23 protein-coding genes are annotated in these 24,507 nt (G+C 39.2%); 20 read left to right on the top strand and 3 right to left on the bottom strand.

The features are described 5' to 3' along the window. Window positions 1-3 precede the first annotated feature (3 nt). The 14 genes from FFJ24_RS20815 to FFJ24_RS20865 all read left to right on the top strand — a co-directional run bounded on the left by FFJ24_RS20815 (window position 4) and on the right by FFJ24_RS20865 (window position 13,523). Window positions 4-618 carry a thiamine phosphate synthase gene (locus FFJ24_RS20815; protein ID WP_138819072.1) on the top strand — a complete coding sequence of 205 codons (615 nt, stop codon included), beginning with the start codon at window positions 4-6 and terminating at the stop codon, window positions 616-618. After that, window positions 615-1,250, top strand: a complete 636-nt coding sequence (locus FFJ24_RS20820) for a thiamine phosphate synthase (protein ID WP_138819073.1) — start codon at window positions 615-617, stop codon at window positions 1,248-1,250. Before FFJ24_RS20815 ends, FFJ24_RS20820 begins: the two co-directional genes overlap by 4 nt. 11 nt (window positions 1,251-1,261) lie before the next feature. Further along, window positions 1,262-2,032 carry a thiazole synthase gene (locus FFJ24_RS20825; RefSeq protein ID WP_138819074.1) on the top strand — a complete coding sequence of 257 codons (771 nt, stop codon included), beginning with the start codon at window positions 1,262-1,264 and terminating at the stop codon, window positions 2,030-2,032. Next, a complete protein-coding gene (thiH, locus tag FFJ24_RS20830; protein ID WP_138819075.1) occupies window positions 2,019-3,143 on the top strand; it encodes a 2-iminoacetate synthase ThiH in 1,125 nt (374 codons plus the stop codon). The genes FFJ24_RS20825 and thiH overlap by 14 nt, the downstream gene beginning before the upstream one ends. Beyond that, window positions 3,137-4,171, top strand: coding sequence for a HesA/MoeB/ThiF family protein (gene moeB / locus FFJ24_RS20835; RefSeq protein ID WP_138819076.1), 1,035 nt, complete (start codon window positions 3,137-3,139; stop codon window positions 4,169-4,171). Before thiH ends, moeB begins: the two co-directional genes overlap by 7 nt. Before the next feature lie 485 nt (window positions 4,172-4,656). Beyond that, window positions 4,657-4,809 (top strand): hypothetical protein, encoded by a 153-nt coding sequence (locus tag FFJ24_RS26200; RefSeq protein WP_168202516.1) that lies wholly within the window; start codon window positions 4,657-4,659, stop codon window positions 4,807-4,809. Between the two features lie 23 nt (window positions 4,810-4,832). After that, on the top strand, window positions 4,833-5,012 hold the full coding sequence (locus FFJ24_RS20840) for a hypothetical protein (RefSeq protein WP_138819077.1): 180 nt from the start codon (window positions 4,833-4,835) through the stop codon (window positions 5,010-5,012). Window positions 5,013-5,130: 118 nt separating this feature from the next. Beyond that, a complete protein-coding gene (locus FFJ24_RS26205; protein WP_168202517.1) occupies window positions 5,131-5,304 on the top strand; it encodes a class I lanthipeptide in 174 nt (57 codons plus the stop codon). A 138-nt stretch (window positions 5,305-5,442) separates the two neighbouring features. Further along, window positions 5,443-5,613 carry a class I lanthipeptide gene (locus FFJ24_RS26210; RefSeq protein WP_168202518.1) on the top strand — a complete coding sequence of 57 codons (171 nt, stop codon included), beginning with the start codon at window positions 5,443-5,445 and terminating at the stop codon, window positions 5,611-5,613. 46 nt (window positions 5,614-5,659) lie between these two features. Further along, entirely contained in the window at window positions 5,660-8,074 is a 2,415-nt protein-coding gene (locus FFJ24_RS20845) for an outer membrane beta-barrel protein (RefSeq protein ID WP_168202519.1), read from the top strand. A gap of 2 nt (window positions 8,075-8,076) precedes the next feature. Beyond that, entirely contained in the window at window positions 8,077-9,285 is a 1,209-nt protein-coding gene (locus FFJ24_RS20850; RefSeq protein ID WP_138819079.1) for a lanthionine synthetase LanC family protein, read from the top strand. 2 nt (window positions 9,286-9,287) lie between these two features. After that, on the top strand, window positions 9,288-9,656 hold the full coding sequence (locus FFJ24_RS20855) for a response regulator (protein WP_138819080.1): 369 nt from the start codon (window positions 9,288-9,290) through the stop codon (window positions 9,654-9,656). An 11-nt stretch (window positions 9,657-9,667) separates the two neighbouring features. Continuing rightward, on the top strand, window positions 9,668-12,829 hold the full coding sequence (locus FFJ24_RS20860) for a lantibiotic dehydratase (protein WP_138819081.1): 3,162 nt from the start codon (window positions 9,668-9,670) through the stop codon (window positions 12,827-12,829). Window position 12,830: 1 nt separating this feature from the next. After that, window positions 12,831-13,523 (top strand): hypothetical protein, encoded by a 693-nt coding sequence (locus FFJ24_RS20865; protein WP_138819082.1) that lies wholly within the window; start codon window positions 12,831-12,833, stop codon window positions 13,521-13,523. Here the strand turns inward: FFJ24_RS20865 and FFJ24_RS20870 are convergent. Then, entirely contained in the window at window positions 13,520-14,230 is a 711-nt protein-coding gene (locus FFJ24_RS20870) for a LytTR family DNA-binding domain-containing protein (RefSeq protein WP_138819083.1), read from the bottom strand. The genes FFJ24_RS20865 and FFJ24_RS20870 overlap by 4 nt on opposite strands. Before the next feature lie 32 nt (window positions 14,231-14,262). Then, window positions 14,263-15,378 (bottom strand): sensor histidine kinase, encoded by a 1,116-nt coding sequence (locus tag FFJ24_RS20875; RefSeq protein WP_168202520.1) that lies wholly within the window; start codon window positions 15,376-15,378, stop codon window positions 14,263-14,265. A gap of 114 nt (window positions 15,379-15,492) precedes the next feature. On the opposite strand from FFJ24_RS20875, the gene FFJ24_RS20880 reads away from it, so the two are divergent. Beyond that, window positions 15,493-17,697, top strand: a complete 2,205-nt coding sequence (locus tag FFJ24_RS20880) for a peptidase domain-containing ABC transporter (RefSeq protein WP_138819085.1) — start codon at window positions 15,493-15,495, stop codon at window positions 17,695-17,697. A 10-nt stretch (window positions 17,698-17,707) separates the two neighbouring features. Then, a complete protein-coding gene (locus FFJ24_RS20885) occupies window positions 17,708-18,688 on the top strand; it encodes a hypothetical protein (protein WP_138819086.1) in 981 nt (326 codons plus the stop codon). On the opposite strand, the gene FFJ24_RS20890 is transcribed toward FFJ24_RS20885, so the two are convergent. Next, window positions 18,660-19,913: a hypothetical protein gene (locus tag FFJ24_RS20890; protein WP_138819087.1), complete on the bottom strand. Its 1,254-nt coding sequence runs from the start codon at window positions 19,911-19,913 to the stop codon at window positions 18,660-18,662. The genes FFJ24_RS20885 and FFJ24_RS20890 overlap by 29 nt on opposite strands. Before the next feature lie 378 nt (window positions 19,914-20,291). On the opposite strand from FFJ24_RS20890, the gene FFJ24_RS20895 reads away from it, so the two are divergent. The 4 genes from FFJ24_RS20895 to FFJ24_RS20910 all read left to right on the top strand — a co-directional run bounded on the left by FFJ24_RS20895 (window position 20,292) and on the right by FFJ24_RS20910 (window position 24,372). Further along, complete coding sequence (locus tag FFJ24_RS20895; RefSeq protein WP_138819088.1) at window positions 20,292-20,516, top strand: hypothetical protein; 225 nt, start codon at window positions 20,292-20,294, stop codon at window positions 20,514-20,516. 186 nt (window positions 20,517-20,702) lie between these two features. Beyond that, a complete protein-coding gene (locus FFJ24_RS20900) occupies window positions 20,703-22,232 on the top strand; it encodes an ATP-binding protein (RefSeq protein WP_138819089.1) in 1,530 nt (509 codons plus the stop codon). Window positions 22,233-22,243: 11 nt separating this feature from the next. Further along, complete coding sequence (locus FFJ24_RS20905) at window positions 22,244-22,909, top strand: response regulator (protein WP_138819090.1); 666 nt, start codon at window positions 22,244-22,246, stop codon at window positions 22,907-22,909. Between the two features lie 398 nt (window positions 22,910-23,307). Continuing rightward, window positions 23,308-24,372 (top strand): type I restriction endonuclease, encoded by a 1,065-nt coding sequence (locus FFJ24_RS20910; RefSeq protein WP_138819091.1) that lies wholly within the window; start codon window positions 23,308-23,310, stop codon window positions 24,370-24,372. Window positions 24,373-24,507: the final 135 nt, after the last annotated feature.

A 24,507-nucleotide genomic window follows, 5' to 3' on the forward strand; every position in this document is an offset into this window, starting at 1 on the left:
ATTATGGAACTGATTGTAATCTCTAAACCGACCGTTTTTAAAGAAGAAAGTAGCCTGATCAACCTCCTTTTCGAAGCTGGTTTACAGGTTTTTCATCTACGTAAAGAAAATGTTGATGAGGCAGCTTACCGGAAGATCATTGAAGGGATTTCACCCGAATATCATTCACGGATTGCTTTGCATCATTTCCATTCGCTTGCCAAAGATTACAATATCAATCGGATCCACCATACCGAAAGTTTCAGGAAGGAAAGGAATAATGGGGAATTGCCAGAAAACAAAATCTTCAGCACTTCTATCCACCACCTGGCTGATAGGGAACAGATCGGGCAATATGATTATAGTTTCTTTGGTCCGGTGTTTAACAGCCTTTCCAAGCCTGGTTATCAGGGCGTAATTCCGCCAGATTTCCGTTTGGAAAAACAACAATCCACCCTTAAAATCATCGCACTTGGCGGCATCGGTTTAACCGAAATCGATCTGGTAAAAGAAATGAATTTCGATGGAGTTGCGCTATTGGGCAGCATCTGGAACGATCTTTCTCAGGCCCTGACTACGTTTAAAAAAGCCAGGGCTAAATGCCTTGCTTATACTCAAAATTTAACCATACAACAATGATTCAGCACTTACAATATATCTCGCAAACCCCTGAAACAGGCACCCATATCGATGCCATTGAGCAGGTGCTCCAGGCCGGTGGAAAGTGGATCCAGCTCCGCATTAAAAACAAAGCCGAAGCCGAAATCCTTCCTTTTGCAAAAGCTGCGCAAGCCTTATGCGAAAATTATGGTGCCAAACTGATTATAAACGATTATCCGCATCTGGCAAAAGCCGTAAATAGTTATGGCGTGCATTTAGGCCTGCAGGATATGCCTGTACCCGAAGCCAGAAAAATTATCGGTAAACACCAGATTATCGGAGGTACCGCGAATACTTTCGAACATATCCGGCAAAGGGTAGCTGAAGGAGCCGATTATATCGGTTTGGGCCCATTCAGGTTTACCCGCACAAAAGAAAACCTGAGTCCGATTGTAGGGCTGGAAGGTTACCAAAAATTGATGGAGCGGGTAAAAAAAGCTGGGATCAGCACCCCCATTATAGCCATTGGCGGTATCGAATCAGCAGATATTCCGGCTATACTCGAAACCGGAATTTACGGAATCGCCATCTCGGCGGCACTCACCAACCAAACACAAATGGCCGCGGTTCTTGAAGAAATCAACAGTAAATTCAGTATTCATTCGATTTAAAAATTACAGATATGTTAACCATAGCAGATCAAACTTTTAGCTCCCGCCTTTTTACCGGAACCGGAAAATTCAGCTCTGCCAAAGAGATGGAAAACGCCTTAATTGCCTCGGCTTCCGAACTGGTTACCGTAGCGCTTAAACGTGTCGATTTAAAAGGTAAGGAGGACGATATTCTCCATCACCTTAAATATCCGCACATCAATTTATTGCCCAATACTTCTGGCGTACGTAATGCAAAAGAAGCTGTTTTTGCAGCTCAACTGGCGCGCGAAGCTCTGGAAACCAATTGGATCAAACTCGAAATCCACCCCGATCCGAAATACCTCATGCCCGACCCGATTGAGACCTTAAAAGCCACTGAAGAACTGGTTAAACTCGGTTTTGTAGTGCTGCCTTATATCCATGCCGATCCTGTTTTATGTAAACGTTTGGAGGATGTGGGTACCGCTGCGGTGATGCCTTTGGGCTCGCCGATTGGTAGCAATAAAGGGTTACGCACCATCGATTTTTTAGAGATTATTATTAGCCAAAGCAGGGTTCCGGTAATTGTAGATGCAGGCATTGGCGCACCTTCTGATGCGGCCAAGGCGATGGAAATTGGTGCCGATGCAGTTTTGGTAAACACGGCTATTGCCATTGCAAAAGACCCGACCAATATGGCCATTGCCTTTAAAATGGCCGTTGAAGCTGGCAGAATGGCTTTTGAATCTAAACTGGGCGGTCAGCAGCATTATGCCGCAGCCAGCAGCCCCCTAACCGCATTTTTGGATGAAGAGTTTTAACGAGGTATTCGAATCCTACAATTGGGACGATACCAAAGCCAGTATTTACGATAAAACAGCCGCCGATGTAGAACGGGCTTTAAGTAATCAGCAACGGACGCTGGAAGATTTTAAAGCACTGATCTCCCCGGCTGCATTGCCCTATCTCGAAGATATGGCGCAAATCAGTCAGCGTTTAACTTTAGACCGTTTTGGCCGCGTAATCCAGATGTATATTCCGCTTTATCTCTCCAACGAGTGTAATAATATATGCACTTATTGTGGTTTCAGTTACGATAATAAAGTACGCCGGAGAACGCTTAACCCCATGGAAATTATGCAGGAAGTGGCCGTAATTAAGGGTATGGGCTACGATCATGTACTGCTGGTAACAGGTGAAGCTAACCAAAGTGTTCATACCGATTATTTTAAAAAAGTATTGGACTTGATTAGTCCGCATTTTGCCCATATTTCGATGGAAGTGCAGCCTTTGGATGTAGCTGATTATGAAACCCTGATTCCGCATGGCTTAAATACCGTACTGGTTTACCAAGAAACCTACCACCAGGACGATTATCGTAAACACCACCCCAAAGGCAAAAAATCGAACTTTTTATACCGTTTAGAAACCCCTGACCGCTTGGGCCAGGCAGGTATCCATAAAATGGGATTGGGTGTGCTCATCGGTTTGGAAGACTGGCGTACCGATTCGTTTTTTACGGCCCTGCACCTATCCTATCTTGAAAAACAGTACTGGCAGAGTAAATTCAGTATCTCTTTCCCGAGGTTACGTCCTTTTAGTGGCGGTTTGGAACCAAAAGTGGTGATGAACGATAAAGAACTGGTACAACTGATTTGTGCTTACCGCTTATTTAACAGCGAAGTAGAATTGTCTATTTCTACCCGCGAAACGCAGGCATTCAGAAATCAGGTAATTAAATTGGGGATCACTGCCATTAGTGCAGGTTCTAAAACCAATCCCGGGGGTTATGAGGTAGAACCACAATCGTTAGAGCAGTTCGAAATATCCGATGAACGTTCGGCACAGGAAATTGCAGCGATGATTAGAAAACAGGGTTATGAGCCAATTTGGAAAGATTGGGATAGGAGTTTGATCAGTAAATCATGTTAATAAAAGAAGAACTAAACCGTTACAACAGGCAGATGATTTTGCCTGAATTAGGCTTAAAAGGGCAAGAAAAGTTAAAAGCTGCCAAAGTATTGGTTATTGGTGCCGGTGGTTTAGGCTGTCCGGTATTGCAATATTTAACTGCAGCCGGGGCAGGAAAAATCGGAATGGTAGATGATGATATGGTAGAATTGAGTAACCTGCACCGGCAGATTTTATATAACCATACCGATATTGGCCTTTCGAAAGCAAAAACTGCTGCAACAAAGCTTAAGTTACTTAATCCGCACGTAGATTTCACTGCTTATCACGAACGTTTTACTGCTGATAACGCCATAGCTATTTGCCAGGATTATGAGCTGGTGATCGATTGTTCGGATAATTTTACCACCCGTTACCTGATAAACGATACCTGTGTAGAATTAGGTAAAACACTCATTTTTGGCTCTATTTTACAGTTCGAAGGTCAGGTGGCGGTATTTAACCATAACAGTGGGCCAAATTACAGGGATCTTTATCCTGCACCACCAAGCGAAAACATCAACTGTGTAGAAGGTGGAATAATCGGCATTTTACCCGGAATAATAGGTTTGTATATGGCCAATGAAGCAGTTAAACTGATCTGCAGCATTGGCGAAACTTTAGCCGGTAAATTAATGACCGTCAATGCATTGAACAATATGGTGCTAGTATTTAAAATCGCACAAGGAAAACAAGCCGAAATAGTTAAAGCTGAAACTACAGTGAGCACCTCAAAAGAAATCGATAAAACAACTTTAGATCAATGGCTTTCAGAATCTCCTGATGAAATCTATTTAATTGATGTTCGGGAAGATTATGAACATGAGGAATTTAATATTGGCGGAGTAAATATTTCCTTATATGAATTAACATCATCCCTGAAAAGTATCCCAAAGAACAAAAAAGTAGTGTGTTATTGCCAAACCGGACAACGGAGCAAAATGGCCTTGCAATTATTGGAAGGGATTTATGAAGGGGAAGTTTATAGTTTAACCGGTAAACTGTTGTAATGCACTAACAACTACAGAATCCCATATAAAACCGTATGATCCTCCTTTATGAAGAGGATTAGCGAGATCCGCATTTGCAATGCGAAATAAAAACATATTGGCGATAAAATCGTCATTCTCATTCACCTCCTTTATAAAGGGGATGATATCACATTTGCGAGTATTACTTAAAACATTCCTGCCCTCAGCTGCCTGGAATCATTTTAGCAAGCTGTCCTCATATAAGGAAAATCAATCATTAGCTAACAGACTCAGACTGCCAATCAAGGATTTCAGATTAATGAAAGCCAGCCCAGATTCTCATCTCTTCACTTCAACCCAAACCCAAGATACGTGCCGTATAATAAGAAAGTCAAATCAGGCTAATTATTAATGTGTGGTATATCTCTAATTTGGTCATGAAAACATATCATTTGGTCGAATATATTCTATGGAATAAAATCAAAAGTGAATGTTTGTATCATAAACAACAAACAAAAACTATTATGAAACACAACTTAAACAACGCTGAAGAATTAGAACTGAAAAGAGAAATCATCACCTGTGAAAATGTTAAATGTGGTATCGCTAATAAAGACAATACAATTTTAGGTGATACACTGACAATGACCAGTACCATGACAGGTTTCGGTATTTAACCAATTAAAAAAAATTATCCATTATGAAAAAGTATGAATTTAACCCAGAAAGTAATGAAGAAGATTTTCGCCCCTTTATGGATGATGAGTTAGGAATGATCTTGGGTGGAGGGGGCGAAGAACAATTTCTTCACTATTTAAAAGAAGAACACCGTAACCAGTTTGATCAGAACGACGGCAGTTTTCAAAAGTTTAATCACTGATTACGTTGGCCACGTAGTTAGCATTAATAAACCCATCAAAATACGCATACCGGTTAGCGCAATTAAATGGGAAAACAAATTAATCAAATCAATTAAATCATTTTAAAAATTAAACATCATGAAAAAAGTTAATTTATCAGAAAAAGTACAATTAGACAAAGAAATCATTTCAAAATTGAGCGAAGATCAATTAAAAGAAATTGAAGGTGGAAACGCAGCTGAATTATCATGCTGGTCAGATTCTTGCAAAAACAACACTAAAGCTTCTTTAGAAGAAGAATTCGGTGGATAGAAACCTTTAAAGAGTGTGCCGTCTAGACCTCGGCGCACTCTTTATTAATCAAAATCAATTTTCAAGCTGCTTACTGTTACCCCAATGCTCTGGGGTATTGGCCTAAGCGATAAGTTTCAAATCATATTAACTATTAACATGAAAAAGGTAAAGTTATCAAATAAAGTGCAATTAGAGAAAGAAATTATTTCAGAACTAAGTGAAGATCAGCTAAAAGAGGTTGAGGGCGGTAATGCCATCGAATTTTCTTGTTGGGCAGATTCCTGCAATAGGCCCATTAAAGGAGAACAGGACGCTATTAGCGATTAACTGGCCCTACCTATCTATTAAAAACTACCTATATAACATCAGCACTATGAAAATGAGAAAAAAAACCTATGTCCCGCATTTAACTTTCCTATCCCTTTTTATATTATCAAGCATTAATTTCGCAAATGCGCAGGGAAAAATAAAAGGAAGGGTTATCGACGACAAAAAAAAAGGTATTCCCTATTCTAGTGTTGCATTGTGGAATGCCGGGGGGAGTGCACTGGTAAAAGGTGCAATTACCGACCTGGAAGGACTATTTACAGTTGAAACAAAACCCGGCGAATACACGCTTATATTAAGCAATATGGGCTTTGTTAAGTCGACAAAAAAAATTGTAGTTACCGCCGATAAAGATTTAGAATTAGGCGAAATTACCCTGAACACTGATGTTCAGAACCTGCAGGAAGTCAAAATTGTAGGGAACAAATCTTTTATACAGCAAAAAACAGATCGCATTATATTAAATGTTGGCGAAAGTGTGCTTGCTGCGGGCAACGATGCCTATAGCATTATTGGTATGGCACCTTCTGTACAGATGACCAACGGCAACATCTCTATGGAGGGGAAATCGAATGTTTTGATTATTCTCGATGGAAAAAAAATACCTAATGCAACCTTATCTAATATTTTAAGTTCTATACCCGGTGATCAGATTGACCGTATAGAGCTGATTACAAATCCATCATCAAGATATGATGCAAGTGCCAGTGGGGGTGTTATTGAGATTTATACCAAACGAAGCAAAAAAATAGGCTGGACAGCAAATACCGGCGGTAACCTCAGCCAAGGTTACAGGTTTGGAGGTGGTGCAAATGCCGGCATAAGAATCGGTGCGCCCAAATACGATTTTACCTTGAACGGCAATTATGGAAAACGTGGCCATATCGAAAAAGGTTATGACAACAGGGTGTTGTTTCAGGGCATAAACCGTGTAGGTGATTTTAACCAAACAGTAGATATTTCCGACGGTGCCTCTGCTGATGGGAGTATTAACGCCAGTTTAAATTATTATATCAATAAAAAGAACACCATTGGTGCCGATTATACCTTTGTAAAAGCACACATGTACGGAAAAGGGGATGTAAATGCACTGATCAGTCAGCCTAACAGTTCCAGTAGGATCAACACTTTTAATGATTTAGATCTTACCGTTGATTTTGCCAATTACGCTATTTTTTATAAACTCGATCTCGACACTCTAGGCGCTAACCTGTTGTTAACAGGCAACTATACCAATTACATTAGCAATCAGAACCAACAGTTTAATCAGGATAAATTTGACAATGGAGCTGCAACGCCAGAGTTTTCACTATTCAGGAACAGGGCATCATCCAATTACGATATCTACACAACCTCATTAGATTATACACAAAACATTAATCCGGCACTAAAACTGGAAAGTGGTTTAAAATATACTTACACCAGTAATAACAGTCACCAAAACCCAGCTAATTTCATGAATAACCAGTGGCAGGAAGCCGGTGGTATTTTTAACAACCTTGGTTATCAGGAACAGATACCTGCAGCTTACCTCAACCTGAATTACGAAGCAGGCAAGTTTAATTTTCAGGCGGGTTTAAGGGGCGAGTACACACAGTACAAGGTGGTAATGGGCTTAGATTCTAATTATTTTAACCTCTTTCCCAACATCAGGGCAGATTATAAGGTCACTAAAAATTATACCACATCACTGGCCTATGCAAAAACCATTAACCGTCCATCTTACGATGACCTGATTCCATACGAGCTTTACATCGATAACTACACCCTTACCAAGGGAAATGCCCTGCTCAGGCCAGAGTATCAACATGCCTTTACCTGGTCTAACTTATACAAAAAATACAGCCTTCGTTTCGGATACACCCAAACCGAAGATGCTATTATGAGCACCATTTTATATGATCAGAACACTTTGAAATTTATAAAAACAAAAGCAAATTTCCTGAAAAACCACCTGGTAAGCGCCAGTTTTGGTTTCCCCATTAAGTTTGCTTCCTGGTGGAACGCTAATAACCGCCTATCAGGCTATTATCAGAACATCCGTTTTCCTGATCCGGTAACAAATGCCAAAATTATGATCAGAGAGAAGTATTATTTTACCATTAGCTCGAATCATACCTTTAAAATTTCACCAACCGTTTCCGCTGAGCTGTCTGCATCGTACGAATCGCCAACCATTTCGGGACTTTACGATTACGAAGGATATTCGAATGTAACCGCAGGGATCAGAAAGAAAATATTTAAAAACCAGGGCTTTATCAAGTTTGATGTAAGTGATATTTTTTACAAGAACAATCAACTCCTATCTACCAATATTGTTCCCTTAATAACAGAAAGTATACACCGTGTAGATACCAGAAGAGCCAGAATTGCCTTTGGCTACAATTTTGGAAAGATTGGTAAAGACAGACGCGTACAAACAAACGGTAACAGCGATGAGCTGGGTAGGTTAAAATTATAATTATGGAAGCAGTATCTAAGCACTTGGGAAAAATTAATACAAATATGCTCTTACCAGAAATTATTGATCTGGTAAACAGCCATGCACTCAATGCCCTGCCTAATTTTGGAGTGGGCCATGGCAAAGGCGGAGCCATTCTGTTAAACTGTTTATACGCAAGGTATACAAAAAACGAAATTTATTATGTAGCAGCCGAACGGTTTTTGGAAGCGGCCTTCGATGACCTTAACCCCTCCAGATATAAATCGACACTTACCTCAAACTATTATCTTGATATTGCCGAATTCGGCAGTCTTTTGATTTATTTAGAAAAAGAAGGGCACATAGAAGAAGATTATACCTCCTTTAAGCGGCAGATTGATGATTTATTGGCCCAAAGGGTGAAAGAAAATATAGTTGAACGCAACTTTGGGATGTCTAAAGGTGCCATTGGGATTGGTTTTTACCTCATAAACAGGGCTTCGTTATCAACTGTCGCTAAAAATGCGGTATTGCAGATCGTTAATGCACTTGATGAACTAAAAGAAGGTGATGAAGCAAGAGGATATTTCTGGACGACACACTATTTTAGCGAGCCTAGAATTTACACGGGTTTGGCCCACGGAAGTGCCATGGTGATCAACTTTTTATCTTCAGTTTATGAAGCGGGTATTGAACCTGAAAAATGTGCAGAATTAATGCGTTATGGTTTGAAATTTCTATTTCAGAACCGCATGAATAGCCAATTGTTTACCTCTGCTTTTCCACTATGGGTTAAACAGCATGAAAAAATAGTTAATCATTGCCTGGTTTACGGCGATATCGGTACTAGCTATGCCATCATCAGGGCAGCCCAAATTTTAGATGAGGAAGATTACCTGACAGAAGGTACCCAGATTGCCCTCGAAACAATTAAAAGAAAAACCAAAGAAGAAACCTTTTTAAACGATGCTTCTGTTAAGTATGGTGTGTGTTCGCCCTGCTTAATTTATAACAGGATTTACGAAATTACCCGAATCGAAGCTTTTAGGGAAGCTTCAGCTTATTGGCAGGCGCAGATCCCGTTATATGCCACCGGTCAGAATAAATATTTAGGTTTTAAATCCTTTTTCTTCGGCGAATACGATAATGCACAGCTCGATTTAAACTTCGGTCTAATTGGTATCGCCTTAACCATTATGCAATCCACTTCTGATCAGTATACGATCAATCAATTTACCTGGCTCCATTAATCATGAAATTCAGCTGCATAATACTAGATGACGAACCACTTGCCCAGGAGCAGGTAGAAGCATATATTTCGCAATGCGATGAGCTTGTTTTATTGGGAAAAGTAACCAGCATGCAGGGCTTAGAATGCCTTTTGAACATACATAAGGCCGATATTTTATTTGTGGACATCAAATTTAGAGGGGGCGACATTAATCAGATTGCAAAACTCAAGATTAAAGACTATATTATAATCGTTATTACGGCACTCTCTCACAAACATTTAGACGAGTATAATTTAAAGTTTGCCCGGGATATATTGTTTAAACCATTTTCTCTTGAGAGTTTTAAAGAAAGCCTTAATAAAGTTATTCCACTTAAAGCTTTAAAATAAAAACTCGACCTATGGGAAACAATATCAAGCCTTTTGATTTTTACTTAATGCGCCTTCCTGCCAAAAGTATGCAGTCTGTTTTAGCGTTAAACGAAATAGAAAACCGTAACGCTTTTATACAGGAAATATACCATCGGTACCAATCGCGCGAACTGCAGGATGCCATTTATCTGGCCAGTCCCGAGTTATATACTGAAGTAATAAAATGGCTTGATGGTCCTGCCGGTGCTATAGACGATAAATTACTGGTTACCCTTTATAAATATCTGCTAAGAATGGGTACCAGGGCAACTCCTTATGGATTGTTTTCCGGATATAATACCGGTAAAGTTACTGAGAAGGCCAGTGAACTTAAATTAACAGAATCCGAAACCCGCCTAACCCAATATACCCGTTTGGATATGAACTACATTTCAGAATTGGTTGGGTCGCTGCTTAAAAATGAACATATCAAAGCCAAACTGATCTTTAAAGTCAATAACAGTTTGTATAAAATAGGTGGCGTTTACCGTTATTTTGAATATAAATTCATTAACAAAAAACGTCATTACTATGTGGTAGCCATTAAACACTCCAGGTACATCCAGTGTTTGATAGAAAAGGCCGATGCCGGTGCAAGTTATCAGTTTCTGCTTGATGAGTTAACCCTGCTCAACCTTAATATTGATGATGCCAAAAACTATCTTGATAGTGTAATAGATGCACAGATACTGGTATCGGAACTTGAACCAACAGTTACCGGGGATGAATTTTATAAAAAACTGATCCACATCCTCAAAAGCAATAACCCTGGTCATTCCTGCATCCCGGCACTAACGGCTATTGAAGATCACCTGCTCGTACCGAAAGATTTTGTTAAAACCTGTACCCAGATCCATCACATTATCAAAGAAAATTTCCCATTATCGCATGCCAAAGATCTGGTTCAAACCGATCTTCATATCGGAATGGATCATAACAATATCAATATTGGGGTAATGAATATTCTTGCTGCCGAAATGCAGTCGCTTTCTGTTTTAAACGAAAACAAAACACCTGTAAGGATCAAGAATTTTATTAAAAAATTTACCGAACGGTACGAAGATCAGGAAGTGGAACTTTTGGAAGCACTTGATAATGATGCCGGAGTTGGTTACGATAAAGCTGGAACAGGCAACAATAACCATGCGCCTCTGGTTGATGATTTAGTGTTGAAAAGTACAGCTTCTGCCAAAAACATCAGTTGGACCAGTTACAGGGAATTGGTTTTTAATAAGTTTTTAGAAAGCAGCAAAAACCATGGCCGCCCTGTGGTTTTAACCGATAACGATTTAAATGGCATCGGTAAAAAAGATCAGAAACAAGTTCCGCCAACTTTTTATGCCATCGGCAATTTCGTAAGTAAAAATACGGAGCGCCTGGATAACGGCGATTTTAAGTTTAATCTCACCGCATGTTGTGGCCCTTCTGCCCTGCCATTGTTGGCGAGGTTTGCTCAAAACGACGATTTTTTAACCCAAAAACTAAAAGAATGTGCGCAGCTCGAAGAAAAGTATATAGCGGGAGCCATAATTGCCGAAATTGTGCACCTTCCCGATTCTAGGGTGGGCAATATTTTACAACGCCCACAGTTAAGGGGCTACGAAATACCTTTTTTGGGTACTTCATCCCTGCCAAATGATAAGCAGATCCCCGTTTCGGATTTGATGATCTCGGTAAGCAATAACGAAATTAAACTGCGTTCGAAACGCCTCAACAAAATTGTGATCCCGAGGCTCTCTTCAGCGCATAATTATAACAATGGAATAGCTGTATATAAATTTTTATGCGACCTGCAGCACCAGCATGGCGCCTACAATATCAGCTGGGACTGGGGAATTTTAAATGATCAGCCTTATTTGCCAAGGGTAGAATATAAACATTTGGTTTTGAGCCGTGCACGGTGGAAAATGACACCCGATATGTACGCCGAAACCAAAACTATTGTAACTCAGCAACAGCTTGATCTTTTCCTTGCCAAGTATAAACTGCCCGATAAAGTAGTTTCGATAGAGGGCGACCGCGAGCTACTGATCGATTTTAAAAGTGTTTTAGGTTTAGAGCTGCTTACTCAAAACCTTAAAAAGAGTACCGTAATATTATACGAGTTCCTGCACGAAGATGGTGATGCTTTAATGCTCGATCATGCCGGCGAAACCTTTATCAACGAGGTGGTAATCCCTTTCCGTAATGAAGAACCTGTAGAAAAACAGATAACAAGTTTAGCCTTTAATGCACACAATTTGCCCCGTAAGTTTAATCTGGGCTCGGAGTGGACTTATGTTAAGATATACTGCGGTTCCAAGTGGGCAGAGAAAATTTTAACAGATTATATGCTGCCTTTGGTAAATACTTTAACCAGCGAAGGTTTGGTAGATAAATGGTTTTTCTTAAGGTATCATGATCCCGAAGGACATTTAAGGATTCGCTTTTTGCACCCTGATAAGCCCGAAACCATGGCGAATATTGTTGGCCGGATAAATGAGGCTTTGAAACAACTGGCCGAAGACCGGATTGTTCATAAAATCCAGTACGATACCTATAAACAGGAAGTTGAACGTTACGGAAAGCATACCATGACCTTTAGCGAATCGATATTTTATTACGATAGCAAGGCCATTATCAATTTTCTGAATATGATAGAGGGTGATGAAGGCGAATATTACCGTTGGTTGTTTGCGGCCCGCAGCATAGATGTTTTATTGGGTGATTTTGGCCTGGATCATGAACAAAAGCTAAAACTCGCCACCCGGATGCAGCAGGCTTTCCTCAGCGAGTTTGGAGGAAACGCTGGCCTTACTTTGCAGCTTAACAATAAATACAGGGCTATTAGCAAGGCACTTAATGGCTTCTTAAACGGAGATGATGATACAGAAGAGGTTGTTGATGCGGTTAATCTTTTTAAAGCCCGCTCAGCAGAAAATATAATGGCTTATAACGCCATAAGAACAGTGTATGCCTTGCATCACCCTAATCTGAATCTTGATGCTGAACTGGCAGAAATTCTTCCAAGTTATGCCCACATGTCGCTCAATAGAATTTTTGTAACCAAACAGCGCATGCACGAACTCGTTATTTATCATTACTTAACCAAATATTACCAGGGCGTAATAGCCAGGAACAAACAAAAAATATTAACCTCTAACATGTACTGATATGGATAAGATAGAACACGTTTACAGTGCGGAAATTAAAGAAATTGTGGGCGAACCTCCAAAATGGCTGCTTAAATCGGGGGGTGGGAGCCTGCTTTTACTCTTGTTATTGTTAGGTGCATTATCGGCTTTTACCCGTTATCCTGACAAAAAGACCATCACTGTTAAAATTTACCGTGAACAAAACGCCCTTATCCTTTTAAAAAGTTTAAATGTCCGCCAGTTTTTGAAAACATCCGGAGGCCAGGTAAAAAAGGGTGAGGCGATTGCGCTGGCCGTTCATGGCGGGGTAAAGCAAATCATTACCGCCCCTTTTACAGGAAAACTGTTTTATGATGATGATGTTTTAACCAATGCCGTTAAAAAAGACACTTTGGCCATGTTGGTACCATCTAAAGGAGGTTTTAAATTTAAAGGAGAAATCAGTACAGAATATGCCCGCTTGTTAAATGATGCAAAAAGTTCAGTATTTAAAATAACACCTAATAATCAGGTGGATAAAGACCTCGAATTATATGGTAAACTCACGGCTCTTGGCCCGCTAAAAACCAATAACATGCTTGATTTTACCGGAACAATAGCGCCTGGATCCGGAATCATCCTTGATCAAAACTATGTAGCCATTTTAAACCTAGATGCCCGGCTTACATTGGTACTCGATAATAAAACCATTCTCTCGCGTATACTCCATTAATCATTCTTTAAGCCAAAACGTTCAAAAATCAAGTCTTTATATTGTTTACCAATGGGCAGTTTATCACTTACATCATGCAGCTCTGCCATGTTGCCGCTAATAAATTTTAAGCTGTTGATGTTGATAATATACGATTTTTGTATCCGGATAAACTGTTCTTCCGGAAGCTGGTCTTCCACCCGTTTCATCGTAAGGTGCGTAATAATGCTACGGTCTTTTAGTACTACTTTAATATAATCTTTCATCGCTTCGATGTAACAGATTTCATCAAAAAGTACGCGGTGCAGTTTGTGCCCATCTTTTACGAAAAGGTATTTAGACTGATCGGTTGCTGGTTTATTGTTTTTCTGCTGGCTCATGGTTAAACACTTGTTTACCGCCTTAAAAAAACGTTCAAAAGAAAAAGGTTTAACAATATAATCAACCGCATCAAGCTCAAAACCTTCTACAGCATAGTTTGCATAAGCTGTAATAAAGATTACATAAGGGCGGTATTGCAGCATTTTAATCAATTCAATACCATTTACTTCGGGCATGTGGATATCAGAGAAAAGCACATCAATCTGCTCTCTTTGTAATATTTCTATTGCTTCGAAAACGTGTTTGCAGCTGCCTGCAAGTTCGAGAAATGGGATTTTTGATATATATTCTTCCAGGGTTTCACGGGCCAGCGGCTCGTCATCAATAATTAAACATTTAAGTGTCATAGCGTTGTTTGAATAGGGGGGATGAAGTTTGGTTATTTAAGATTCAGTTTTAAAGTGACGGTATATTCATCTGGTTCATTATTGATAATCAGTTCGTGTTGGTTAGGATAATGGATCAATAGCCTTTTTTTAATATTGGCAATACCCAGCCCCCCGAATTTTGTTTTTGCAAGCCTATGGGTACAGCTGTTGGCTACTTCAAAGTAAAACTGCTCTTCAAAAACCTTGATCCTGATCCGGATCCAGGCCGATTCTATGCTGGCATCGGGACCGTGTTTAAAAGCATTTTCTATAAAGGGGAATATAATAAGCGGAACAATGCGCAAAGGTTTTTCAGGTTTGTCAATATCCAGGTCAATCTTTACCTCATCACCATACCTAATGCTTTCCAGCTCCAGGTAATCCCTGATAAATTCAATTTCGCGTGATAGCAACACCTCCGGATCATTCGATTCGTAAAGGGTGTAACGCATTAAACCTGCCAGATGAAGCACCATTGGCCCTGTTTGCTCATCTTTTTTATTTACCATGCGGTAAATATTATTTAAAGTATTGAATAAAAAATGAGGATTGATCTGCGCTTTTAAAAAATTGATCTCCAGGTTCAGGTTATCCCGCTCCAGCGCGATGCGTTTATTACTCTGTGCCACTATTGATTTCATCAGTTTAATACTGAGCGGTGGGAACAGGAGGTATAAAAAATCCAGAAAATAAAAAAGAAACATTTTAAACGAGAAGATCCCTAAAAAGCTGCTTTTAACTACAAAATCAGCATACAGCATCAATTTCGAATCGGCCGAAAGGTTGGCCTTTAAATACAAACACACCAAAAAGGTAAGTGTTGCCCACCATAAATAGCTTAGCACTACAAATAAAACGGTAACAAAAAACTTTCCTTTAAATAAATACCGGTCGAGTATAAAATACGAACCCACATAAAAAATACTGATTACGGCAACAAGGTCTTTACCCACTAAAAACCAACCCATGGTTTTATCGAATTTGCTATAGCCCCGGTAATACATATAACCGAGCAGAATCCATAAAAGAAGATGTAAAGTAATCCTGATCGGGCTTGTATATTTAATATCCCACTCCAGCTCTTGCACCCGCTTAAAATTTCCTTTGGCAGAATGTATAATATTCAATTTTGTAGTATTTAAAAGTGATTTCGTCGAAAAAAAGTTGAGAGATAAATATATATTTTTTCTTTTGATAAATAAGAAGGTTTCAGACTTTCCTATAATTAAATATTTACAAGAATGAAGATACAGCTCGCAAATTTTCCGCATTATAAACAACACGATGTGATGGACTGTGGCCCAACCTGCCTGCAGATCATCACCAAGTTTTATGGCAAGTTTTTCTCTATCCAAAAAATCCGCACACTGAGCCAGATCGGTAAAACGGGTGTATCGCTTTTAGGGATCAGCAAAGCGGCAGAGAAAATAGGGATCCAATCTGTAGGTGGCAATATCACTTTCGAGAAACTCGAAAACCGTGGCCAGCTCCCCTGTATTATCCACTGGCGTAAAAACCATTTTGTGGTGGTGTATAAAATTACCAAAAAGAAAGTATACATTTCCGATCCTGCCAGCGGTTTGCATGCCTATACACACGATGAATTTCTTAATAACTGGGCTTATACCTCCATTAACCAAAAAGCGGCAGGCATAGCCTTATTATTAAGCCCAACGCCCGATTTTTACCTTACCGAAGAAGATGTTACCGAAAAACGCGGTAGTATGAGCGTATTGCTTAAACATGTTTTTCATTATAAAAAACTTTTGAAACAACTGGCTGCAGGTTTGCTGGCCGGTGCTGTAATACAACTAATATTCCCCTTCTTCACAAAAGCGCTGGTAGATGTTGGGGTAAAAGGAGACGATGTCCACTTTATTTATATCCTCCTTTTCGGTCAGTTGTTAATGACGCTTGGGCAAACCTCGGTAGAACTGTTGCGCGGCTGGATATTGCTCCACATTACCGCGAGGGTTAACCTGGCCATTTTATCCACCTTTTTAAATAAACTGTTAAGCCTTCCCTTGTCTTTTTTCGATACCAAGCTAAACAGTGATATTTTACAACGTATTGAAGATCATAAACGGATCGAAAACCTGCTAACCGGCAGTACACTCAACACCCTGTTTATGATGATTGCCTTTCTGGTTTTCAGCGTGGTGCTGTTTATCTACAGCCCTACTATATGCATGGTATTTATTATTGGCAGTGCCATTTATTTCGCCTGGATCTACATTTTTATGGAGAAAAGGAAAAAACTCGATTTTAAGCGTTTCGAGTTGCTGGCCCAAAACCGCGCAAAAACCCTGCAGGTGGTTAACGGTATTCACGAAATTAAAATAAACGATTGTGGCACCAAAAAAATATGGGAATGGGAAGGTATACAGGCCAAGCTCTTCCGGCTAAATGTAAGTACACTCTCTTTAAGTCAGTACCAACAGGTAGGCGCTACCTTTATCAATCAGGCTAAAAACATCCTCATCCTCTTTTTGGCCACCCGTTTGGTAATCGATAAACAGGTGAGCCTGGGCGATATGATGGCCATACAGTTTATTATCGGGCAAATGAATGCCCCGATTGTACAGCTGGCCTCTTTTTTACAGTCTTACCAGGATGCACAGATCAGTATGGACCGTTTGGAACAGATACAGCATTTGGAAGATGAAGAATCGCCCACTAAAAATTACACCAATAAGATGCCTCCCGGAAGGAGCATACAAATTAAAAATATGAGTTTTATTTATCCCGGGGCAGGTAACAAACCCGTTTTAAACAACCTCGATTTTACCATCCCAGGCGGTAAAACCACCGCTATTGTAGGCAGTAGCGGAAGCGGAAAAACTACGATTTTAAAGTTACTGCAAAGAATATCCGAACCCACATCGGGCGAAATTTATGTAGATAACCTGCCTTTTAGTATGATCAGTCCAAGGTTTTGGCGGCAGCACTGTGGCGTAGTAATGCAGGAAGGTTTTATCTTCTCTGATACCATTGCCAATAACATTGCCCTCAATGAAGAATTTACCGATCCGGCCGAGATGGACCGTGCCATTCATATCGCTAATATTGAGCAGTACATCAAAAGTCAGCCACTGGGTATTTATACCAAAATTGGCGAAGATGGTAAAGGTTTAAGTGGCGGACAAAGGCAAAGGGTGCTGATTGCCCGTATGGTATACAGAAACCCGGAATATATTTTTCTCGATGAGGCTACCAGCTCGCTTGATTCATCAAACGAAAAAGTAATTATGGAGCGCCTCTATAACTTTTTTGAGGGCAAAACCGTGCTTATTGTCGCACATCGCTTAAGTACGGTTAAAAATGCCGATAATATTTTAGTGCTTGATAATGGTAACGTGGTAGAACAGGGCGACCATAGTGCCCTGGTGGCCAAACGAGGTTATTATTATGAATTAATTAAAAATCAACTTGAATTAGGAAATTAATCAATAAGCCATGAAAACAGCTACAACATCATTTATCGAAACTTTAAGGCTAAACGAGCAGCACAAAACAGCAGATAAGTTTGCCAGGCCGCAGCGGGGTGTATTCAGTATCCTGTTAAACGCAGAAGCGGCAAAAAAAATGGGGCATGAAATGAATGATCGCATTTCGGAAGTAACAGATACCTATTTTAATGCCGTGGTACTGTGCCGGAAAAATAAAATTACCGATGCCCTTACGGTGTTACATCAGGGCGATGCAGCTTTCGAAAACTTTGAAAATGAGCCTCAACGTTTAATCAGGCTTTTTAAACTATCAGCCTGGGCCAATTACCACTATAAGGCTGGGCAGTTTAACCAGGGCATTGATTTATTGGTTTCCGGTTTATCTTTAAGTGCCAGGCTGGAGACCGAAGGTTATGAGGTATTGCAGTTTAGGCGTATAGAACAATTGCAGAATATTTCGCGCATTTTGTTCAGCAGTAAAAAATACGCCGAAGGTTTTACTTTAATACGTTCAATACTCCGGTTCATCATTAGTGGTAATACCGATGGATTATACATAAAAGACTGGAACCATCAAAAATTTACGCAGATCAGGCAGATGATGGAAAATACCCTCGATTCGGTATTTCTGCAATTGGCTGCTTTAAACTGCTCCGTTCAGGAAACACCATTTGACGATCTGTTTTACTACGATTTCTTTTTTAAGGAACTATTAGAAACCATGGAAACCGATACCTATAACCGCAGCATTTTATACAACTGGATGTACGTAAAAGCCTCTTATTTTAAAGAAGGACAGGAAGCTTTTTTAAACAACATCAGCATCTTTTTAAAAGACGAAGAAATTTCGCCTGATTATAACAAATTAAAAGAAAACCTACTGTTACAAAGTATCCGGGTTTTAGCACAACACGAATGCGAAGATTTAAAAAAGGTACAGGAAAGTGTTTCCCTATATCTTAACAATTTACAGGCTGTTGCTGTGTAAAGTTTAACAGCTCTTCTTCTTCTTCAGCTGATGATTTTTTAACTGGCTGTTTTACTTCTTTCTTTAATCTGCTTGCACCAAAGCCGCATAATGTTATAAAAATTGTAGCATAAAGCAACCAGGTTAGGCGGGTTTGCAGGTACCTGTTATTGGAGATGTATTTTGCTAAAATTATGGGTGTAAGCTTTTTTAAAACCCTTGTAGTGTCGGTAGGATATGGGCCAGCAGCTGTAAAAAACTCATGATCCTTTACAAAACCTTTATACCATACTTTACCCAACGAATAGCTGGTTAGGGTATCTGATAGATTAATCTTTCTTTGACGCTGTAACTTTTTAAGATCCAATGGGATTATTGTAGCATTAGCAATTTGTGCATTGCATTTTACAGGTTCGTAATGATCTTCATCCCAATACATACATTTCTCATCCGCATTAGGCATTCTAACTGAAGAGGTGCTATTTTCCCATGTGACAAAAGAAGAACTACTGATAAAAAGTAAGATGATACAGGAGATGACGATATAGCGGGGTGAGAAACGATATTCATAAACTGGATCCTTAGGGCGATGTACATTTATGGGACTGCCTGTGTCTTTATCTCCTTCATTAATTTTTACAGAAGGAGTGGTTGATTTAACCACAGGCTCCTTTTTTCCTTTATTTTCTGTTTCACCAATCAGTTTATTAGTATTTGATTCTTTTATTTCCTTTTCTACCTCTTTTTTTTTGTCTAATTCTTCAATTATATTATACCCTCCATTTTCAAGCTTCTGCTCTCCTTTATCATTATCTCCAATTATCTCATTCTTTATTTCTTCCAATTCAACATCAGTTGCTCCTATAATTTCTTCTATTTCATTTTGGTGCTCCCCATCAAAACTTTTATAATAAGTTGTACTTGGTCTAGGCTGAAAATCTATTAACCAAGCTAAAAGCTCACTATTCTTTTCATCAGTTCTCTTTGTTGCACCATTTATATGATTTAGCAACGGTCTAAAATCACCAGGATCGGCTTTTGATAAAATCAAGGAGATATTATCCATCTTGTCTTTATCAAAAAAGTCCGAGAATACGTCTTTAGCTTCATCACTAGCATCATACTTCTTAAGGCACTCCTTTTTTAATTTTACTACAGTTGGCTTTAATAGGTTCAAATGGAGCTTCCTTTCTTCACATTTCTTTTTATAGGTAGCTAATACTAAGTCTTGATAATCTTCAGGCATTTTCAAAAAATTTAGCATAAAAGTAAAAACGGTATTTCAGGAATTTTTACGGTTTTCCGGAATCCAAAAGAATTAAAAAAGTATTTCATGTAGAATAGGAATTATCTGGCAATTAGCTTTTTGAACCCGCCATCTTTGTTCAACAATTAGTTCAAGCGGCGATTCAATATTTAAATCTAAGCAAAAAACTGATTTATTAAAAGAGTAGAAATCGCGGTAGTTATTAGCCGGTTTGGGAAGCAGTTATTAGTTCCCGCGACAGACACTCAACACTTCCCAAAAATTTCAGAAGGCCTTCTGATTTACAACCCGGAGAAAGGTCCGCGAGTGGTTCGCGGACACCCTCCCTAGTATTTCAATTCTTTAATTTTTGATAAGATGTTTTTACCTCTTTTTATTGCCATATTACTTGGCCTGGCAACGCCTACAAATACAAATAACAATTGCGGCCACAACGGTGGTACAGTAGTAAACGCTAGTGACACCAACCCAAATGACCCTAATAACCCTGGTGACCCAGGGACCGACCCCGGTGATGGTATTGGCGAAGGTGGTGATACAGGGGGAGAGCATGGCCACATGCCGCCACCAAAGAAAAATTAATAAAAAAGGGCGGTACATCCGCCTTTTTTATTTTACTTTAGTATAAAACCTATTGAAGTGAAACGTTTCTCTATCTCAATCCTATTTATTTTGATGTTTACTTGCTGTTCAAAGCGAAAGTTAAATATTACGAATAAAATTTTAAACCCTGATTTTGATAGTGCAGTAAACTTTTATCAAAAAAATATGCCAGATAGTGCATTTGCTCATTTCAATGACGCTAAAAGTAGTTATCTAGAATCAAAGGATAGTGTTGGAGCTGGAAAATCGCTTATTTATATGGCAATTATTTCTATAGAAAACGGGGATTATTTTGGTGGTCAAGAAATCGCGCTTCAAGCTTTAATTTTTTTTAATCCAGCTGATAAAAAACATTATAAATATCTATGCTCTAACTATCATGAGCTGGGAGTAGCATCCTCATTCCTAAAAAATTATAAAAAGGCAGTATACTTTTATAAAAAATCAATTGCTTATGCTGATAGCAGCAATAATTTATCACTGGTAGAAAATAGTCTGGCACTCACATACCGAGATCTTAATAACTATCAGCAATCGTTAAAGCTATTTCGGAATATTTTGAGTAAAAAGCTTGATAAAACTGATTATTCCAGAACACTCTCCAATTATGCTTATACAATGTGGAAGCATGATCCAAAGTATAATGCCAGAACAGCTTTACTAAAAGCTTTATCTATACGCAAATCAGCCAAAAATCTTTGGGGACAGAATGCGAGTTATGCTCACTTATCAGCATATTATGAAATGAAACATCCCGATACGGCATTGATATATGCAATGAAAATGTATGAGGTAGCGAAGGCAATAGAAAGTTCGGATGACCAATTACAGGCACTACAAAAGTTAATCCGACTGAGTCCAGATAAAAAAGTTAAAAGCTATTATACTATTTATCAAAAGTTGGATGACAGCCTGCAAAATACAAGACGTGCAGCTAAAAACCAATTTGCGCTAGTCAGATACGAAACCGAAAAAAACAAAGCCGATAATCTTTTGCTCCAAAAAGATAATGATGGTAAAAGATACCAGATCATTATACTCACCATCTCTATACTGTTATTAATTATAGCCGGTACCCTATGGTACAAAAAAAGAAAACAACGATTAGAACTCGAAGCTCAAAACACCATCCGCCATAATAAGCTTAAAACCTCCCAAAAAGTACATGATGTTGTGGCCAACGGATTATACAGGATCATGAACAAACTCGATAATCAGGAAATTCTAAAAGACAATCCTATTGTTAACGAGATAGAAGAACTTTACGAACAATCGCGCGACCTCTCTTACGAGAAACCAAGGTCTAAAAATCGTCATTTTCACGAAAAAATATATGATCTTTTAAAATCCTTCGCTTCCGAAAATACGAGGGTAATACTGGTGGGCAATTCCATCCAATTGTGGGAAAAAGTTTCAGAACAGGCCAAAGAAGAAATACAACATATCCTCCAGGAACTGATGGTGAATATGGGCAAACATAGCCAGGCCAGTGATGTGGTGATTAGGTTTGAACAGGCACAACAAAAAATAAACATTTATTATACTGATAATGGTATAGGCATTAGGGGTGGCGTGCAACCCAACAACGGACTTACCAATACGGGAACCCGTATTGAAGCGATTGGTGGTACCATTACCTTTGATACCAAAGTTGAAAAGGGGCTTAAAATCCAAATCTCTTTTCCGGTTTCCTAATTGTATTAAATATGTTTAAAAGAATACTTATTGCTGAAGATCAAGAAACACAGAATATTTCACTGCAAAAAACATTGTCTGAACTGGGCGCAGAAAAACCCGAATATGTATATTATTGCGATGATGCACTTACCTGGATAAAAAATGCTGTTAAAGCAGAGCAACCTTACGATCTGTTAATCACCGACCTTTATTTTGAGGAGGACCATAACCGGCAAAAAATTGCCGGAGGTGCCGAACTCATCAAAGCGGCAAAGGAAGTGCAACCTGACTTAAAAACACTGGTATTCTCTGGAGAAAGTAAAACGGCGGTTATCGATATGTTATTTAAAGAAATGAATATTGATGGGTATGTGCGTAAAGCCCGTCATGATGCCCAATATCTAAAACTTGCCATATCTGCTATCCATAACCATAAAAAATACCTTTCTCCCGATTTAAAACTAGCCAGAAAAGAAAATAATTCGCACGATTTTACAGATCTCGATATCGCCATTATCTCTCAATTGGTAGAGGGGACACCTCAAAAAAACATCCCGTATTACCTCCAGGAAAATGATATTAAACCTTCTGGTCTGAGTAGCATCGAAAAACGTCTTAACCTGATGAAGGAAGTCCTTGGTTTTACTAAAAATGAACAACTGATTGCTTATTGTAAAGACATGGGGATTATTTGATGAGTCCTAAGTCTTCATTCCATAATCCTTAGTCTGGTCATTACTTTAACGTACTTGTTATCCTGAGAAATAATTTATTGTATAAATCAATATGAATGACTTTTTTTTGCAAATCGTAGGCTGCGAGAGATCGTCATTCCCAACTCGATTGGGAATCGTAATGCCTTGGTAGGGCTTGTAGGTTACATTAAGATTCCCGCATGCGCGAGAATGACGACGCTTTTTATTGAAGTCTGTCAATGGTAGCGGAGTCGAAGGATCTTTTACAATGGAAAATGAATCTCTATGGCAAACAGGGCCAGCGCTTTCATCAGTTAACTAACCTCACTACGGTTTCCCATAAGGAAAACAATCTCAACCGTTCTACTTTTAGATCAAAAAACCAAAAGTCAAGTCAAATGGACCTTAAACTTAAATTAGAACAACTTCATCAACGGGTGGTCGGCTTAAAAGATCAGATCAATACCGAAGAGGCTACGAAAAATGCATTTGTAATGCCCTTTATTCAAATCCTCGGTTACGATATTTTTAACCCTACAGAAGTGATCCCCGAACATATTTGCGATATCGGCACTAAAAAAGGCGAAAAGGTAGATTACGTGATTCGCAAAAACAACGAACCCATCCTCATTTTCGAATGCAAACACTGGAAAGAAAGTGCCGATGCACACAACTCTCAGTTGCACCGCTATTACCATGTTTCGAAAGCGCGTTTCGGCGTATTAACCAACGGTACGGTCTACAATTTTTACGCCGATTTAGAAAAACCGAATATTATGGACGAGAAGCCTTTTCTAACCATCGATATTGAAGACCTGAAAGATAATGCACTTAAAATCCTCGAAAGTTTTACTAAAAACGAATACAATTTAGAAACCATTCTCGATTCGGCCGAAGGTTTAAAATACATCAAGGCCATCAGAAAAGAATTTGAAAAAGAAACAGACACCCCTTCTGATGAAATGGTAAAATTACTGGTGAACCGTTTTTTCGATAAACCCTTAACGGCAAACCGGATGATCGCCTTTAAAGAGTATACCAAAAAGGCCCTGGCTATTTCCATCAACGAATCGATCAGCGATCGTTTGAAATCGGCATTAAATATCAATGAGAAAATAGAGAAAAAGGAGGAAGATAAAGCAATTCCTGTTATAGAAAATCCTGATGCTTCTAAAATTGTAACGACTGAAGAAGAATTGGAAGCTTTCCAGATCGTAAAAGCCATTTTACGCGAGAAGATCCCTTCGGCACGGATTGCAGCCCGCGATACCCAATCTTACTTTAGCGTATTACTGGATGACAATAACCGGAAACCCATCTGCAGGTTCCACTTTAATACCGCGAATAAATACCTCGAAACTTTTCAGAGCGGCAAAGATGCCGGTGAGAAAAACCAGTTGTTCAACCTTGATGAACTTTACGATTACAGGGCTCAATTGCATCAAACTTTGGAAAATTATTAATTACCTGCTCAATACTCAAAAAATGCAGGGATTGCTCCACCGTTTGTGTTGGGAGCAGGCAGGGCAATCTCTCATTTTTAAACGCATAAAATCTTTCTCTATTTGTCATCCTGAGCGGAGTCGAAGGATATTTTA

The organism is Pedobacter sp. KBS0701 (assembly GCF_005938645.2).
Taxonomy (GTDB): Bacteria; Bacteroidota; Bacteroidia; order Sphingobacteriales; family Sphingobacteriaceae; genus Pedobacter.